Annotated in this window: 11 protein-coding genes and 1 tRNA gene; 3 read left to right on the top strand and 9 right to left on the bottom strand. The window is 73.5% G+C overall.

What is annotated here, in order from left to right:
- Positions 1-91: 91 nt before the first annotated feature.
- From ACPXCS_RS00380 to ACPXCS_RS00360, 5 genes are all read right to left on the bottom strand, one after another.
- Positions 92-1,006 carry a YceI family protein gene (locus tag ACPXCS_RS00380; protein WP_425945845.1) on the bottom strand — a complete coding sequence of 305 codons (915 nt, stop codon included), beginning with the start codon at positions 1,004-1,006 and terminating at the stop codon, positions 92-94.
- Positions 1,007-1,152: 146 nt separating this feature from the next.
- On the bottom strand, positions 1,153-1,986 hold the full coding sequence (locus ACPXCS_RS00375; RefSeq protein ID WP_425945844.1) for an NAD(P)H-binding protein: 834 nt from the start codon (positions 1,984-1,986) through the stop codon (positions 1,153-1,155).
- 9 nt (positions 1,987-1,995) lie between these two features.
- A complete protein-coding gene (locus ACPXCS_RS00370; RefSeq protein ID WP_425945843.1) occupies positions 1,996-3,111 on the bottom strand; it encodes a maleylacetate reductase in 1,116 nt (371 codons plus the stop codon).
- Entirely contained in the window at positions 3,108-3,977 is an 870-nt protein-coding gene (locus ACPXCS_RS00365; RefSeq protein WP_425945842.1) for an intradiol ring-cleavage dioxygenase, read from the bottom strand. The genes ACPXCS_RS00370 and ACPXCS_RS00365 overlap by 4 nt, the downstream gene beginning before the upstream one ends.
- A 47-nt stretch (positions 3,978-4,024) precedes the next feature.
- A complete protein-coding gene (locus ACPXCS_RS00360; protein ID WP_425945841.1) occupies positions 4,025-5,755 on the bottom strand; it encodes an FAD-dependent oxidoreductase in 1,731 nt (576 codons plus the stop codon).
- Between the two features lie 168 nt (positions 5,756-5,923).
- On the opposite strand from ACPXCS_RS00360, the gene ACPXCS_RS00355 reads away from it, so the two are divergent.
- On the top strand, positions 5,924-7,825 hold the full coding sequence (locus tag ACPXCS_RS00355) for a helix-turn-helix domain-containing protein (RefSeq protein WP_425945840.1): 1,902 nt from the start codon (positions 5,924-5,926) through the stop codon (positions 7,823-7,825).
- A gap of 103 nt (positions 7,826-7,928) precedes the next feature.
- Here the strand turns inward: ACPXCS_RS00355 and ACPXCS_RS00350 are convergent.
- Positions 7,929-8,013: transfer RNA gene (locus ACPXCS_RS00350), tRNA-Leu, on the bottom strand.
- Between the two features lie 142 nt (positions 8,014-8,155).
- On the opposite strand from ACPXCS_RS00350, the gene ACPXCS_RS00345 reads away from it, so the two are divergent.
- Complete coding sequence (locus tag ACPXCS_RS00345) at positions 8,156-9,487, top strand: DUF2254 domain-containing protein (protein WP_425945839.1); 1,332 nt, start codon at positions 8,156-8,158, stop codon at positions 9,485-9,487.
- A 181-nt stretch (positions 9,488-9,668) separates the two neighbouring features.
- On the opposite strand, the gene ACPXCS_RS00340 is transcribed toward ACPXCS_RS00345, so the two are convergent.
- From ACPXCS_RS00340 to sucC, 3 genes are read right to left on the bottom strand one after another with little or no spacing between them, the layout of a single operon-like run.
- The gene (locus tag ACPXCS_RS00340) at positions 9,669-11,210 is read right to left on the bottom strand and encodes an aldehyde dehydrogenase family protein (protein WP_425945838.1); all 1,542 of its coding nucleotides are present in this window, start codon (positions 11,208-11,210) and stop codon (positions 9,669-9,671) included.
- 47 nt (positions 11,211-11,257) lie between these two features.
- Positions 11,258-12,151 (bottom strand): succinate--CoA ligase subunit alpha, encoded by an 894-nt coding sequence (gene sucD / locus ACPXCS_RS00335; protein WP_425945837.1) that lies wholly within the window; start codon positions 12,149-12,151, stop codon positions 11,258-11,260.
- Positions 12,152-12,165: 14 nt separating this feature from the next.
- On the bottom strand, positions 12,166-13,296 hold the full coding sequence (gene sucC / locus ACPXCS_RS00330) for an ADP-forming succinate--CoA ligase subunit beta (RefSeq protein WP_425945835.1): 1,131 nt from the start codon (positions 13,294-13,296) through the stop codon (positions 12,166-12,168).
- Positions 13,297-13,438: 142 nt separating this feature from the next.
- Between sucC and ACPXCS_RS00325 the strand changes: the two genes are divergently transcribed.
- Entirely contained in the window at positions 13,439-15,121 is a 1,683-nt protein-coding gene (locus tag ACPXCS_RS00325; protein WP_425945834.1) for a thiamine pyrophosphate-binding protein, read from the top strand.
- Positions 15,122-15,126 lie beyond the last annotated feature (5 nt).

Raw genomic sequence — 15,126 nt, 5'->3', positions numbered from 1 at the left:
CGGCCTGACTAGCCAGGTTCTCCTGGCCCGCGAGCGGCCGCCTCGTCGGGCGACCGCTCCCACCCGTTCAGAAAACGCGCAGTCGAGACACCTACTCCGGCGGGGTCGGTGTGTCGTGGGTGCGGTACATCGCCTGGACGTCCAGCTCCAGTTGGACGGTCGGGCCGACCACGGCGATGCCTCGGGCCAGCATGGAACGCCAGTTGAGGGTGTAGTCCTCGCGGTGCAGTTCCGCCGTCGCGAGGGCCGCGCAGCGCAGTTCCTGGCCGTAGCCGCCGTTGACCGTGCCCAGGTAGGTCGTGTCCAGCGACACCGAGCGGCTCACGCCGTGCATCGTGAGGGTGCCCAGCAGCGACCACTTGCTGCCGCCCCGGTACGCGAAGCGCGTGCTCGTGAAGTCGATGTACGGGAAGCGTTCGACGTCCAGGAAGTCGGCGGAGCGCAGGTGGTTGTCGCGGGTGGTGTTGCCGGTGGTGATGCTGGCGGCGTCGATGCGGACGCGCACCCGCGAGTCGGCCATGTCCCGGGCGACCTGGATGCCGCCGTCGAAGCGCTCGAACCGGCCGTGCACATGGGCCATCCCGACGTGCTTGGCGATGAACCGGATCGCGGTGTGCGGGGGGTCGAAGAGCCAGGTGCCGGGGCTCGGCAGCTGGAGCGCCTCGGCCGGCTGCAGCCAGACGCGCTCGGTGGGGGTGGAGGCGCCGGCGGCGATGTCGATCGTCTCGCGGTGCGGCCGCAGGCCCTGCGCGGAGACCAGCAGGCTGTACCGGGCGGGCGGCAGCGCCGCGAGGAAGTAGCCGTACGGGTCGGTCGTACCGCGGGCGGCCACCCGGTGGGTGTCCAGGGCGGTGACGGTGACGTCCGCGCCGGCCAGGGGCGCGCCCATCGGGTCGACGACCTCGCGGGCGACGGCACCGGCACCGTTCGGGAGGGGGACGGCGAGGCCCGCCGCTGCGGCGGAGGTGCCTTTGAGCCACCGGCGCCGGAGCAGTGCGAGGGCCATGTGGTTCACCTTTCTTCGGGTGTGCGGCCGCCCGGCGGCGTTGCAGCGCACGCCGACGGCCGCACCTGGCTGCGGTCACACCCCCCTGTCGATCTTGATGTGCCGGCGTGACGCGCGGGTGTCTCAATACGAGACACTCCACGCCGTCACCGGAAGGCGCCGGCGTGTTCGGCGGCCCACTGGGCGAAGGTGCGCGCCGGGCGGCCGGTGACCTTCTCGACGGTGCCGGAGACGGTGCGGCCCACCTCGGGCGTGTCGCCGTAGGTCCGCAGCAGGAAGCCGATCACGTCCTCCGGCAGGTACGCGGCCCGCCACCGGGCGACGGCCTGCTCCTCGGTCAGCTCGACCAGGGCGATCTCCCGGCCGACGGCGGCGGCGAGGGTGTCCACCTTGTCGCCGACGGAGAGCACCTCGGGGCCGGTGATCACGTACTCCTGGCCCGCGTGGCCCTCCTCGGTCAGCGCGACCGCGGCGACGGCGCCGATGTCGCCCTCGTGGACCATGGCGCTGAGCCGGGACGTGAACGGCTCGCGCACCTCGCCCGACGCCCTGATGCCGTCCGCCCATTCCAGGGCGTTCGCCATGAACTCGACCGGCATGAGCACCGTCCAGTCCAGGCCGCCGCCGGCCCGCACGGCGTCCTCCAGCGGGGTCGGGCCACCGCCGTGCAGCACGGTGACGCGGCGGACGCCGGCCGCGCGGGCCAGTTCCAGGATCCGCGGGCCGGTCGGCAGCGGCGTGAAGGCGGCGCCGCCGAACGTGATCAGGTGGAGTCCGGTCACGCCCTGAAGGGCCGGGGCCAGGCCGTCGGGCTCGGTCAGGTCGCCCCGCACGACCTCGACCCCGTCCGGGAAGGCGGCCTTCGCGGTGTCGCGGGTCAGGGCCCGCACCCGGTGGCCCCGGGCGAGCAGTTCGGCGACGATCCGGCGCCCGACGGTTCCGGTGGCTCCGGTGACAAGGATCTTCTGCGTCTCGGTCATGCCGCGACCCTAGGAAGGCTTGCGGTCACCCGCTGTCCTCGACGGCGCCGGGCCCGAACCGGGCGGGCCTCCTTCGTAGGCCGCGCGCAGCACACCGCGCGCGTCCTGTTCCGTCACCGCGCGCGGGTTGGCGTACGGCTCTCCCGCCACCTGCCGGGCCGCCGGGGTCAGATCACCCTCCGTGAGGCCCAGTTCGGCCAGGGAGCGGGGCGCGCCGAGGCGTCCGGCCAGGTCCCACAGGGCCCGTGGCACGTCCTCGGCGTCGAGCGCCCGGCGCAGCACGGTCAACGCCCGCGGCGCCGCGGGGGCGTTGAAAGCGAGGGCGTAGGGGAGGACCACCGTGTGCGTCTCGGCGTGCGGCAGTGCGTGGGTGCCGCCCAGGACGTGGCACAGCTTGTGGTGCAGCCCCATGGTGGTCGCGCCGAGGCAGGCGCCGCACAGCCAGGCCGCGTACAGCGCCCGGCTGCGCGCCTGAAGGTCCTGCGGGCCGGCGGCCAGCCGGGGCAGCGCGCCGGCCATCTCCCGCACGCCCTCCTCGGCCATGGCGGCGACCGGCGGCGAGACGTCCGGCGCGTACAGCGCCTCGACCGCGTGCGCGAGCGCGTTGACACCGCTGGTCACCGTCAGCGGCACGGGCAGGGAGAGGGTGAGCCGGGGGTCGTAGACGACGCTGCGGGGCTGTACGGCAGGATCGCGGCCGGTGCGCTTGACGCCGTGCTCGGTCAGGCCCCACACCGGGGTCATCTCGGAACCGGAGTAGGTCGACGGGACGGCGATCAGCGGCAGTCCGGTGCACAGGGCGATCGCCTTGCCGAGGCCGATCGCGGAACCCCCGCCGACCGCGACGCAGCCGTCCGCCCCCGCCGCCCGCACGGCCGCGACGGCCCGGTCGGCGTCCTCGACGGGTACGTGCATCCGCGCCTGGGCGTGCACTCCGGCACAGCGGTCGCCGAGCGCGTCGGCGACCGCCCGGGCCACTGCCTCGCCCCGGCTGCCGCACACCACGAGCAGCCGCCGAAGGCCCAGCCGGTCGGCCTCGCCCGGGGTGGCGCCGACGGCCGCACCGGGCCGGAACACGACGCGCACCGGCCGGGTCTCGTAGGTGAACTCGTCCTGGTACGTCATACGGCGGGCTCCAGAACGAGGTCGAAGCGGGCGTGCCGGAAGGGGTTGGGCACGCCGAACTCCCGTGCCAGCGCCGGGTCGTCGGTCGAGGCGAAGTCCTGCACCAGGCTCTCCTTCACGGCGAACACCGCGTCGGAGTCGAGGTAGTCGCCGCCGGCCACGAAGAGGTGCGTGGTGACCGGCGTGTGCCCCTCGGCCGAGGCGATGAAGTGGATGTGCGCGGGGCGGTAGGGGTGCCGCCCGGTCGCGCGCAGCAGCCCGCCGACCGGCCCGTCCGTGGGGATCGGGTACGGCGCCGGCACGCAGGTGCGGAACCAGAAGCGGCCCTCGGCGTCGGCGGTGAACAGCCCGCGTCCGTTGCCCGCGGGCTGCACGCCCGGCTGCTGGACGTCGTAGTAGCCCTGGTCGTCGGCCTGCCAGACGTCGACGAGGGCGCCGGGCAGCGGGGTGCCGTCGGCGGCGCGCACCCGGCCGCTGACCACGCACGGCTCGCCGCCGCCCACCAGGTCGATGTCGTCGCCGAGTTCGCGCACCGGCGACTCGGTCAGGTGGAACGGACCGAGCACCGTCGACTCGGTCGTGCCGGGCGCGCGCTCGCCGTGCACGGTCTCCACCAGCATGGACAGGCCCAGCACGTCCGACAGCAGGATGAACTCCTGCCGGGTGCCGGTGCAGGCCTGCCCGGTCGCGGTCAGGAAGGCGATCGCCCGCTCCCATTCCTGCGGGGTGAGCCGGGTCTCGCGGGCGAAGTCGTGCAGATGCCGCACGAGCCCGGTGAGCAGTTCGCGCAGTCTCGGGTCGGCGGTAGCCGCCAGGCTGGCCACGGCCTGCTCGGTGACGCCGGTCCCGGTCGCGTCGGTGGTCATGCCGGCTCCTCGTCGTCGACGTCCGCTTCGTCCATCATGGCGTGCGCTCAGGCGTGTCCGAGGATGCGCCGCAGCGCGTCCGCGAGCAGGTCACCGGCGGCTTCGGGGGCGGCGCCCGGGTGCCGGAAGGCGACGAAGCCGTCCGGCCGCACGAGGAGCGCGCCGGCGTCCGGGATCTCCCGCAACCTGGCCCAGTCTCCGTAGGGGTCCTCGTACTCCTGCCCCGGGCCGATCACCACCGTGGCGATCTCGACGTCCTGCTCCCGGGCCGCCCGCACCCAGGCCTGACCGCCGATGCCGGTCAGCAGGGCGAAGCGGCCCCGGCCGACCGTGTCGAGGGTGGAGAGCGTGCGGGATCCGGAGGTGATCCAGGCGTGCGGGAGCCGGGCACCGGGGCGGGAGGAGGGCTGGTGGTGCAGTTCGGGGTCGCGGGGGAAACCGGGGTCGGGGGTGCCGTCGGGGACGATCGCGCCGGAGGTGTAGCGCTGGTTGAGGTCCACGCCGTGCGCGTCGAACTCGTACACCTTGAAGGCGATCGCCTCACGCAGCGCGGCACGCTGCTTCTCGGCGGCCTCGGTGGCGTCCTTGCGGGCGTCGATGTTGGCCCACAGCTGTTCGGGGGTCTGCGGGGCGAGTCCGTCGAGGGCCTCGAAGACGGGCGCGGTCTCGCGGATGGACCGGTTGGCGCGGGTGACGACCTGCCGTCCGACCGGGGCGCGTTCGGCGGTGTAGGAGTCGAGCAGCCTGGGGTGGGCGGTGCCGTCCAGCACCAGCTTGAGCTTCCAGGCGAGGTTGTGTGCGTCCTGGATGGAGGTGTTGGAGCCGAGGCCGTTGGACGGCGGGTGACGGTGCACGGCGTCGCCGGCGCAGAAGACGCGGCCGTTGGCGTACGTCTCGGCGTACATCTCGTTGACGGTCCACGCCGAGGACGAGGTGACGGTCACGGGGATCTCGTCGTCCCCGACGAGCTTGCGGACGACCGACTCGGCGTACTCGGTGGTCAGGTCGGGGGCGCCCGCGGTGACGTCGTAGCCCCAGACGATGAGCCACTCGTTCCAGGGCCGTACGCACCGCACCAGGCCGGCGCCGATGCCGCCGACGGTGGCGCCGGGGGCGAGGACCCAGTAGAGGGTGGAGGGCCGGTGGGCGGTGTAGCGGGTCAGGTCCGCCTCGAAGACGATGTTGATGCTGCCGGCCACGCCCATCCGGCCGCCCATCGGCAGCCCGGCGTCCTCGGCGACCCTGGACCGTCCGCCGTCGGCGCCGATCAGGTACCGGGCCCGGATCCGGTAGGTGTCCCCGCGCAGCCGGTCGCGGACGGTGGCCGTGACGCCGTCGGCGTCCTGCGTGTGGGAGAGGTACTCGGTCTCGAAGCGCAGCCGGGTGCCGCGGGCGACGGCCGCGCCGACGAGGACCGGCTCCATGAGGTGCTGCGGCAGGTCGCACATGCGGGTGGGGCTGGCCAGTTCGTGCCCGGCGCGCGCGAGCGGGTCGTTGCCCCAGGAGCGCACCCGGCCCAGCTCCTCGCCCGCCAGACTGGTGCAGAAGGTGGTGTTCCCCATCAGGTGCTGCGGGGTCGCCTTCGCGACGACCTCCTGCTCGACGCCGAGGTCGCGCAGCACCTCCATGGTGCGCTGGTTGGTGATGTGCGCGCGGGGGGTGTCGGCGAGGCTCGCGTAGCGGGTGACGACGATGTTGGGCACGCCGTAGGTGCTCAGGGCGAGCGCGGCCGGGCCGCTGCCCACGATGAGGACGTCGGTCTCGACGACGGTGGACACGGGGTGCTCCTGCGAGAGGGGTCGGGGAACATCGAGCGGTCATGATCCTGGAGGGGGCGGGGGGTTCGCGGGTGTCTCAATACGAGACAGCGGCCGGACGTGTGAAGGAGCGTGCGGGCGACCGCGGTTGTTGCCCGTTCAACCGAACCCGCTACGGTGGGATGTGCCGTGACCACCACAGATCCTTCCCCCACCCCCACCCCCACCCTGCCCTCACTGCGCCTGGCCCGTGAGCGCTTCCTGTCGGGAGACCCGCTGCCCGCAGGCGTGCCGGAGGAGGTCCTCGCGGCGTGGCGGCGGGCCCGGTTCTTCGGGGTGCGGCACGACCTGGGCGAGCCGGCGGCCCGCCCGGCACCCCCGGTGGGCCCCACCGAGTCGGCGCTGCTCGCCGCGGCCCGTCCGGTGCTGGAGCGGATCGTCCCGGCCCTCGGCACGGACCGGTCCCTGCTCGTGCTGACCGACGAGCGGCTGCGCGTGCTGTGGACGGCGGGAAGCGTGCCCGGTGTCGAACCGTGCCCCGTGCTGGCGGAGCAGGAGGTCGGCCACAACAGCGCGGCCCTGGCACTGCGCACCCGGCGCCGGGCCGAGGTGCACGGCCCCGAGCACTTCCTGGACCGGTGGCAGGAGGTGTCCGCGGTCAGCGTCCCGGTGCTCGCCCCGGACAACGGCCAGGTCCTGGGCACGCTGACCGTGGCGAGCCGCCTGTGCGCCCCGTGGGTGCCGGGACCCCGTCCCCAGGCGCCGCATCACCAGACGCCGCGGGCTCCGTATCCCCAGCCGCCCCATCACCAGGCGGCTCTCGCGGAGGCCGCCGCCGCAGCGGTCGAGTCGGAACTGCGGGCGCGGTCGGGGCAGGCCGAGCGGGTGCTGCTGGACGCGTATCTGCGGGCGTCGCGGGGCCGCGACCGGGCCGTGGCCGCCCTCGACGGCCGCAGCCGGCTGATCAACGAAGCGGCGCGGGGGCTGCTGACGCCCGAGGTACTCGACGCGCTGGAGCGGACGGCGGTGGCCGCGCGACGCGCCGGGGCCCCGGCCCCCGCGGAGGAACCCGGGGGGCCAGCCGGGGAGGCCACGGCGCCGGGAACGGTGACGAGCACGGCGGCGGAAACAGCGGCGGGCACGGCATCGGAGACGGCCGCGAGCACGGTGGTGCTGCCGGAAGGAGCCGGTTGCACCGCGCACGTCACACCGCTGCGCCTGGACGGCACCGTCGTGGGGATCGTGGCCGTCCTGGAACCGCTGGGCGATCAGGCGCCTCCGGTACCGGCCCCGCCGCCGTCCGCGACGGTCGCCCTGACCGGCTCCTCGCTCCCCTGGCGGCATGCCGTGGCACGTGCGGCGGAGCTGGCGCGCTCCCGGGAGCCACTGCTGCTGGCCGGGGAGCGGGGCACGGGCAAGTCCGCCCTGGCCCGCGCGCTGCTGGGCCCGGGCCCGGTCCAGGACGCCGACGCCGCGCAGGATCCCGGACTCGAACAGGCCCTGCGGACACGGCAGCCCGGCCGTCCGCTGCTGCTGCGGCACGCCGAGCGCCTCGCACAGCCGGGCGTGGCCGCGCTCAACTCCCTGCTCGACGCCCGCCCGGACACCCCGCTCCTGGTCACGTACACGCCGGGCACACCGGCCGGCCCGTGCCTGCAGCGCCTGCTGGACATCCTGTCGGCCCGGACGGTGACCCTGCCCCCGCTGCGGGAACGCGCCGAGGACGTACGGGAGCTGCTGCCGGCCCTCGCCCCGCGCCCGGCGCCGGGACGGCCGCCGCTGACCTGGACCCTGGACGCCCTGCGCGCGCTGGAGCAGTACCCGTGGCCCGGCAACGTCACGGAACTGGCCCACGTCGTACGGGCCCTGGCGGAAGACCGCCGGCAGTCCGGCCCGGTCCGCCGGGCGGAACTGCCGGACGCCGTCCGCGAAGGTCCGGCCGCGCGCCCTCTCAGCCCGATGGAGCACGCCGAACGCGGAGCCATCCTGGAGGCCTTGCGCCGCCACGGCGGCAACAAGGCCCGCGCGGCGGCGGCGCTGGGGATAGGCCGGGCGACGCTGTACCGCAAGCTGCGGGGGTACCGGGTCTGAGGGTCCGGAGGTCGTCGCCCTGCCGTACGTGAGGATCTCGCCCGCGTCCGCGGCACGAGAAAGGGTGCCGACCAGGAACTGGTCGGCACCCTTTTCGCATGAGTGTCCGAGGGGGGACTTGAACCCCCACGCCCGATAAAGGGCACTAGCACCTCAAGCTAGCGCGTCTGCCATTCCGCCACCCGGACCAGGTGTCTGCCGCCTTGCCAGGGGTGCTCCCCGCGGCGACAGGCACAACAATACCAAGGTTTCGGAGTGCCTTTCACCTGCGTTTCCGTCCGCCGGGCGGGGGTCCGGGACCTCACGGGCCATTGCCCCTAGGGTCACACCATGAGTGACTGGATGGTGACGCAGAGCCCTGCCAGGGGGCGTCGCCCGCGTGCCCTGTCACCGCTCAGGGAGCACCTGCGGGACACGTTCTGGTTCGCGCCCACCGCGGCGATGGCCGCCGTCTTCCTGGTGTGGCTGGGGGCGCAGGCGCTGGACACGGCCATCGTGGAGGCGCTGCAGGAGGAGGGCGACCACGAGACGCTCGACGACCTGCTGCGGTTCGCCGAGGACACGAAGGCCGTGGTGAGCGCGGTCGGCTCGGCGATGATGACCTTCATCGGTGTGGTCTTCAGCATCTCGCTGGTGGCCGTGCAGATGGCGAGCGGGCAGTTCACCCCGCGTGTGGTGCGGCTCTTCGTCCGCAGCCGGATCACGAAGGCGACCTTCGCGGTCTTCCTGGCCACGTTCGTGCTGACCCTGCTGGTCCTGACCTCCTTCGACAGCGTGGGCGACCCCCGTGCCGTGACGTCGCTGCCGCTGGTGCAGTCCGCCCTCACGCTCTGCATGGTCGCGCTGAGCCTGCTGCTCTTCGTGCTGTACGTGAACACCACCCTGCGGCTGATGCGGATCAGCCAGGTGATCGCGCGGATCGCCACGGAGTCCTTCCGGGTGGCCGCCTCGATGCCCGGGCCGGCGGACGGGCGGGAGGTGCCCGGCCTGGATGCCGCGACGGCGTGGGTGCCGCACGAGGGCCGGGCCGGGGTGCTGCGGGACGTGCACATCGCGCGGCTGGTGCGGGTGGCGCGCAAGCACGGGGTCGTGCTGCGGCTGATCCCGCGGATCGGGGACTTCGTGGTGCCGGGCACGCCCGTGCTGGCGGTCCACGGTGGGGCCGCCCCGCCGCGCGGGGCGCTGCGCCGCAGCGTCTCGGTGGGGGTGGAGCGGACCTACCACCAGGATCTCGGTTTCGGGCTGCGGCAGTTGGCCGACATCGCGTTGCGCGCCCTGTCGGCCGCGATCAACGATCCGACGACCGCCGTCCAGGCGCTGGACCGCATCGTGCAGTTCCTGGCCGTGATGAGCCGGCGTCCGCTGGACGCCGCGCTGCACCGGGACCGGGGCGGTGCGGTGCGGCTGGTGCAGCCCGTGCCGGAGTGGACCGAGCTGGTGGATCTCGGGTTCACGGAGGTGCGGGTCTGCGCCGTGGGGAACCCGCAGGTGTCGCGGCGCCTGCTGGCCGGGCTGGACGATCTGCTCCTGCTCGCGCCGCAGGACCGCCGGGAGCCGCTGCTGCGCCACCGCGAACTGCTCCGGCAGGAGATCGCCCGCACGACCCCGACCCCCGCGGACCGCGCCTTCGCCCTGCATCCGGACCGGCAGGGCATCGGCTGAACGCGACGCCGAGCGCGCGGTCGGGGCGGGCGGGCGGCCCGACCGGCGGCTGCGGCGCGGCATGGCATGACGCCTGGCCGCCGCCCCTGTGTGCCGACCGCACGCCGACGTCCGGCGCCGAGCCCTCGCCCCGCCCCCGGGTGGAGCACAGGACCCGGCACCGGACGCCGCCCCCTCCCCCTCACGGCAGCAGCTGGTACTCCGGGAAATTCCCCGGCAGCCGCTCCCCCGCCGGTCCGCGTGTCACCGCGCGCACCAGCAGCTCGCCGCCCACGAACGCGCCGCGCCAGGACGCGCCGAGGCCGCCGAACAGTTCGTCGCGGTCGCCCCGGGAACGGGGTCGGCCGTGGCCGACCTTGAACGCGCGGATCTGCGGGGCGAGTCGCTCGTAGGTGGCCCGGTCGTCCGTGGACAGCGTGGCCACCAGCGCGCCGTTGGAGGCGTTCATCGCGGCCAGCAGCTCCGCCTCCGTGTCGACCAGGACGATCGTGTCGACCGGGCCGAAGGGCTCCGCGTGGTGCAGCGGGGAGGAGCGCGGCGGGTTGAGGAGCGTGACGGGCTGGACGTAGGCGGAGGTGTCCTGCCCGGGCAGGAAGTGCGCGTCGTCCGGGCTGCCGCGGTGCAGCGGTACCGCTCCGCGTTCGACCGCCTCGGCGACCTGGTCCTGCAGCTCCTTCGCCTTGGCCGCGTTGATCACCGGCCCGAAGTCCAGCTCCGGGAAGGGGTCATCGGGCTTCTCCACGGCGAGCGGATGCCCGACCCTGAGCGCGCGCACCGCCGGGAGGTACGCCGCGAGGAACGCGTCGAACAGCTGCCGCTGGACGACGAAGCGCGGGTACGCCGTGCAGCGCTGCTTGCCGTAATCGAAGAGCTTGGGGACCACCGCGGTGAGCGTGTCCCAGTCCGAGTGGTTCCAGATGCCCCAGGTGTTGAGTCCCTCCTGTTCGAGTACGTGTCGTTTGCCGAGGTCGGCGACGGCCGTGGCCACCGCGGCGCCGGTGTCGCGGCCGCCGACGAAGGAGACGCAGCCGATCTCGGGCGCCCGTACGAGCGCCTCGGACAGCTCGCCCCCGCTGCCGCTGACGAGGGTCACGGGTATCCCCTCGCGGGCGGCGAGCGCGCAGGCCAGGGTGAGACAGGCGACACCGCCGTCGGTCGGGGTCTTGGCGATGACCGCGTTGCCCGCCAGTGCCTGCACCAGCACCGCGTGAACGAGCACGCTCATGGGGTAGTTCCAGCTGGCGATGTTGGACACCGGTCCGTCCAGCGGGGCCCGGCCGGTGAGCATCGGCTCGATGCCGTCGACGTACCAGCGGACCCCGTCGACGGCCCGGTCGACGTCCGCCAGGGCGAGCCGCCAGGGCTTGCCGATCTCCCAGACGAGCAGCAGCGCGAGGAGGGTCCGGTGTTCGGCGAGGGCGTCGAGGGTGGCCGCCACTCGGGCCCGGCGTTCCTCCAGCGGGACGTGCCGCCAGGCCCGGTGCTGGTCGAGGGCGGCGCGCACGGCCTGCCGCGCGGTGGCCCCGTCCACGCGCGGTGGGCCGGCGACGGGACTGCCGTCGACCGGGCTGACGGCGGGCAGGACCCGGCCGCCGGGTTGCCAGGCGGCGTTCCAGAGGTTGAGGACCCGGTCGTCCCGGAAGGCCTCGGGGGCGGCGGCGAGGCAGCGCTGCCACGCGTCGGGCCAGGACGTGCCGGATTTGAGGGTGCGGGTGGATGCCATGCGGATGCTCCGCTCTCGGTGCACGGTCGGGGGCGGAAGGGCGGGGTTCAGACGCCCCGCTGCCGGTCGGCGAGCAGCGCGAGCACGAGCCTGGCGGTCTCGGTCGGGGTGCTGCCCACCCGGACACCGACCGCTTCCAGTGCCTCCTTCTTCGCCTGCGCCGTGCCGGAGGAGCCGGACACGATGGCGCCCGCGTGCCCCATGGTCTTGCCCTCGGGCGCGGTGAAACCGGCGATGTAGCCGACGACGGGCTTGGTGACGTGCTCGCGGACGTAGGCCGCCGCGCGTTCCTCGGCGTCGCCGCCGATCTCGCCGATGAGGACGATCAGTTCCGTGTCGGGGTCGTCCTGGAAGGCGGCGAGGCAGTCGATGTGCGTGGTGCCGACGACGGGGTCGCCGCCGATGCCGACGCAGGTGGAGAAGCCGATGTCGCGCAGCTCGTACATGAGCTGGTAGGTCAGCGTGCCCGACTTGGAGACCAGGCCGATGCGGCCCGGCTTGGTGATGTCGGCCGGGATGATGCCGGCGTTGGACTGGCCCGGGGTGATCAGGCCCGGGCAGTTGGGTCCGACGACGCGGGTGCCCCGGTGCCGGGCGTGGGCGGTGAAGGCGACGGAGTCGTGCACGGGGATGCCCTCGGTGATGACGACCGCGAGCCCGATACCGGCGTCGGCGGCCTCCACGACGGCCGCCTTGGCGAAGGCGGGCGGCACGAAGACGACGGTGACGTCCGCCCCGGTGGCGCGCATGCCGTCGGCGACCGAGCCGAAGACGGGTACGGCACGGTCGTCGAAGTCGACGGTCCCGCCGGCCTTGCGGGGGTTGACGCCGCCGACGACGTTCGTGCCGGCGGCGAGCATCCGCCGGGTGTGCTTCATGCCCTCGCCGCCGGTCATGCCCTGGACGAGGACCTTGCTCTCCTTGGTGAGGTAGATGGCCATGGCGTTCCCTCTTCTCAGGCCGCGGTGGCGAGTTCGGCGGCACGGGCGGCGGCGCCGTCCATGGTGGTGACCTGTTCGACCAGGGGATGCGCGTGCGCGTCGAGGATGGCCCGGCCCCGGGCCGCGTTGTTGCCGTCGAGGCGGACGACGAGCGGCTTGGTCAGCCGGACGGTGTCCAGCGCCCGGACGATGCCGTCGGCGACCGCGTCGCAGGCGGTGATGCCGCCGAAGACGTTGACGAAGACGGACCGGACGGCCGGGTCGGACAGGACGACGGACAATCCGTCCGCCATGACCTCGGCGCTGGCGCCGCCGCCGATGTCGAGGAAGTTGGCGGGGCGCGCACCGCAGCCCGCGACCACGTCCAGGGTCGACATGACGAGGCCGGCGCCGTTGCCGATGATGCCGACCTCGCCGTCGAGCTTGACGTAGTTGAGGCCCTTGGCGGCGGCCGCGGCCTCCAGCGCGTCGTCGTGCGCCACGCCGTCGGCGCCCCACCGGGACTGCCGGAAGCGGGCGTTGTCGTCGAGGGTGACCTTGCCGTCGAGGGCGAGGATCCGCCCGTGCCGGGTGCGCACGAGCGGGTTCACCTCGACCAGGAGGGCGTCCTCGCGCACCAGGACCTGCCAGAGCCGGACGAGGACGTCGACGGTCTGCGGTGGCAGTCCGGCCGCCTCGGCGATCTCGCCCGCCTTGGCGGAGGTGACGCCCCGGGCCGGGTCGACGGGGACGCGGGCCACGGCCTCGGGCCGGGTGGCGGCCACCTCCTCGATGTCCATGCCGCCCTCGGCCGAGGCGATCGCGAGGAACCGGCCCGCCGCGCGGTCGAGCACGTAGGACACGTAGAACTCGGCCTCGATGTCCACGGGCTGGGCCAGCATCACCGTGCCGACCGTGTGGCCCTTGATGTCCATGCCGAGGATCTGACGGGCGGTGAGCTCGGCGGCGGCCGGGTCGGCGGCGAGCTTCACGCCGCCCGCCTTGCCCCGTCCACCGGTCTTCACCTGGGCTTTCACCACCACGCGCCCGCCGAGCCCGCGCGCGATGTCCCGTGCCTCCTTGGGCGAGTCGGTGACCTCGGCCCTCGGCACCGGGATGCCGTGTTCTTCGAAGAGTTCCCTTGCCTGGTGTTCGTACAGGTCCATTCCGGCTCCTGACTGAAAGTGCCGCACGCCCCCTGGACACCACCCACCGGATGCGGGATAACAAGCTTCATACAGTATTCGTCGACTGTATGCAATGTACCGCGAGCCGCTCCACCCCCCTACGAAGGGACAGGACTTCGCCATGCCCGACGACACCCAGGACGTGATCTCCGGTGGTCATCTCGTAGCCAAGGCGCTGAAGGCCGAGGGGGTCGACCGCATCTACACGCTGTGCGGCGGCCACATCATCGACATCTACGACGGCTGCGTCGACGAGGGCATCGAGGTGGTCGACGTCCGCCACGAGCAGGTCGCCGCCCATGCCGCCGACGGCTACGCCCGGATCACCGGCAGGCCCGGCTGCGCGGTGGTCACCGCCGGCCCGGGCACCACCGACGCCGTCACCGGGGTCGCCAACGCCTTCCGCGCGGAGTCCCCGATGCTGCTGATCGGCGGCCAAGGAGCCCTCACCCAGCACAAGATGGGCTCCCTGCAGGACCTGCCGCACGTCGACATGATGAACCCCATCACCAAGTTCGCGGCGACCGTGCCGGACACGGCGCGCGCGGCGGACATGGTGTCCATGGCGTTCCGCGAGTGCTTCCACGGCGCGCCGGGGCCCTCCTTCCTGGAGATCCCGCGCGACGTGCTCGACGCCAAGGTGCCGGCCGGCCGGGCACGCGTGCCCCGGGCCGGCGCCTACCGGGCCTCCACCCGCTCGGCCGGCGACCCGGAGGCCGTCGAGAAACTCGCCGACCTGCTCGTGCACGCCGAGAAGCCGGCCATCCTGCTCGGCAGCCAGGTGTGGACGACCCGGGGCACCGAGTCGGCCATCGAGCTGGTGCGCACGCTGAACATCCCCGCCTACATGAACGGCGCCGGACGCGGCACCCTGCCCCCCGGCGACCCGCACCACTTCCAGCTCTCGCGCCGGTACGCCTTCTCCAACGCCGACGTCATCGTCATCGTCGGCACGCCCTTCGACTTCCGCATGGGCTACGGCAAGCGGCTGTCGGCGGACGCGACCGTCGTGCAGATCGACCTCGACTACCGCACCGTCGGCAAGAACCGCGACATCGACCTCGGCATCGTCGGCGACGCCGGGCTCGTGCTGAAGTCGGTGACCGAGGCCGCCTCCGGGCGCGTCAACGGCGGGGCGTCCAGGCGCAAGGAGTGGCTGGACGAGCTGCGGGCGGCCGAGCAGACCGCCCTGGAGAAGCGGCTGCCCAGCCTGCGGTCGGACGCCTCACCCATCCACCCCTACCGCCTGGTCAGCGAGATCAACGACTTCCTCACCGAGGACTCCATCTACATCGGCGACGGCGGCGACATCGTCACCTTCTCCGGGCAGGTCGTGCAGCCCAAGTCGCCCGGGCACTGGATGGACCCGGGCCCGCTCGGCACGCTCGGTGTCGGCGTCCCGTTCGTGCTCGCGGCCAAGCAGGCCCGGCCCGACAAGGAGGTCGTCGCGCTCTTCGGCGACGGCGCCTTCTCCCTGACCGGCTGGGACTTCGAGACCCTGGTCCGCTACGACCTCCCCTTCGTCGGCATCGTCGGCAACAACTCCTCCATGAACCAGATCCGCTACGGCCAGGCCGCCAAGTACGGCAAGGACCGCGAGCGGGTCGGCAACACCCTCGGCGACGTCCACTACGACAAGTTCGCCCAGATGCTGGGCGGTTACGGCGAGGAGGTCCGCGACCCCGCCGACATCGGCCCGGCCCTGCGGCGCGCCCGCGAGTCCGGCAAGCCGTCCCTGATCAACGTCTGGGTCGACCCCGACGCGTACGCCCCCGGAACCATGAACCAGACCATGTACAAGTGAGGAGC

It is taken from the genome of Streptomyces sp. DT190 (assembly GCF_049846985.1).
Classification (GTDB): domain Bacteria; phylum Actinomycetota; class Actinomycetes; order Streptomycetales; family Streptomycetaceae; genus Streptomyces.
The sequence above is the reverse complement of the archived record's forward strand: the minus strand, read 5'-3'. Positions and strand labels throughout refer to the sequence as shown.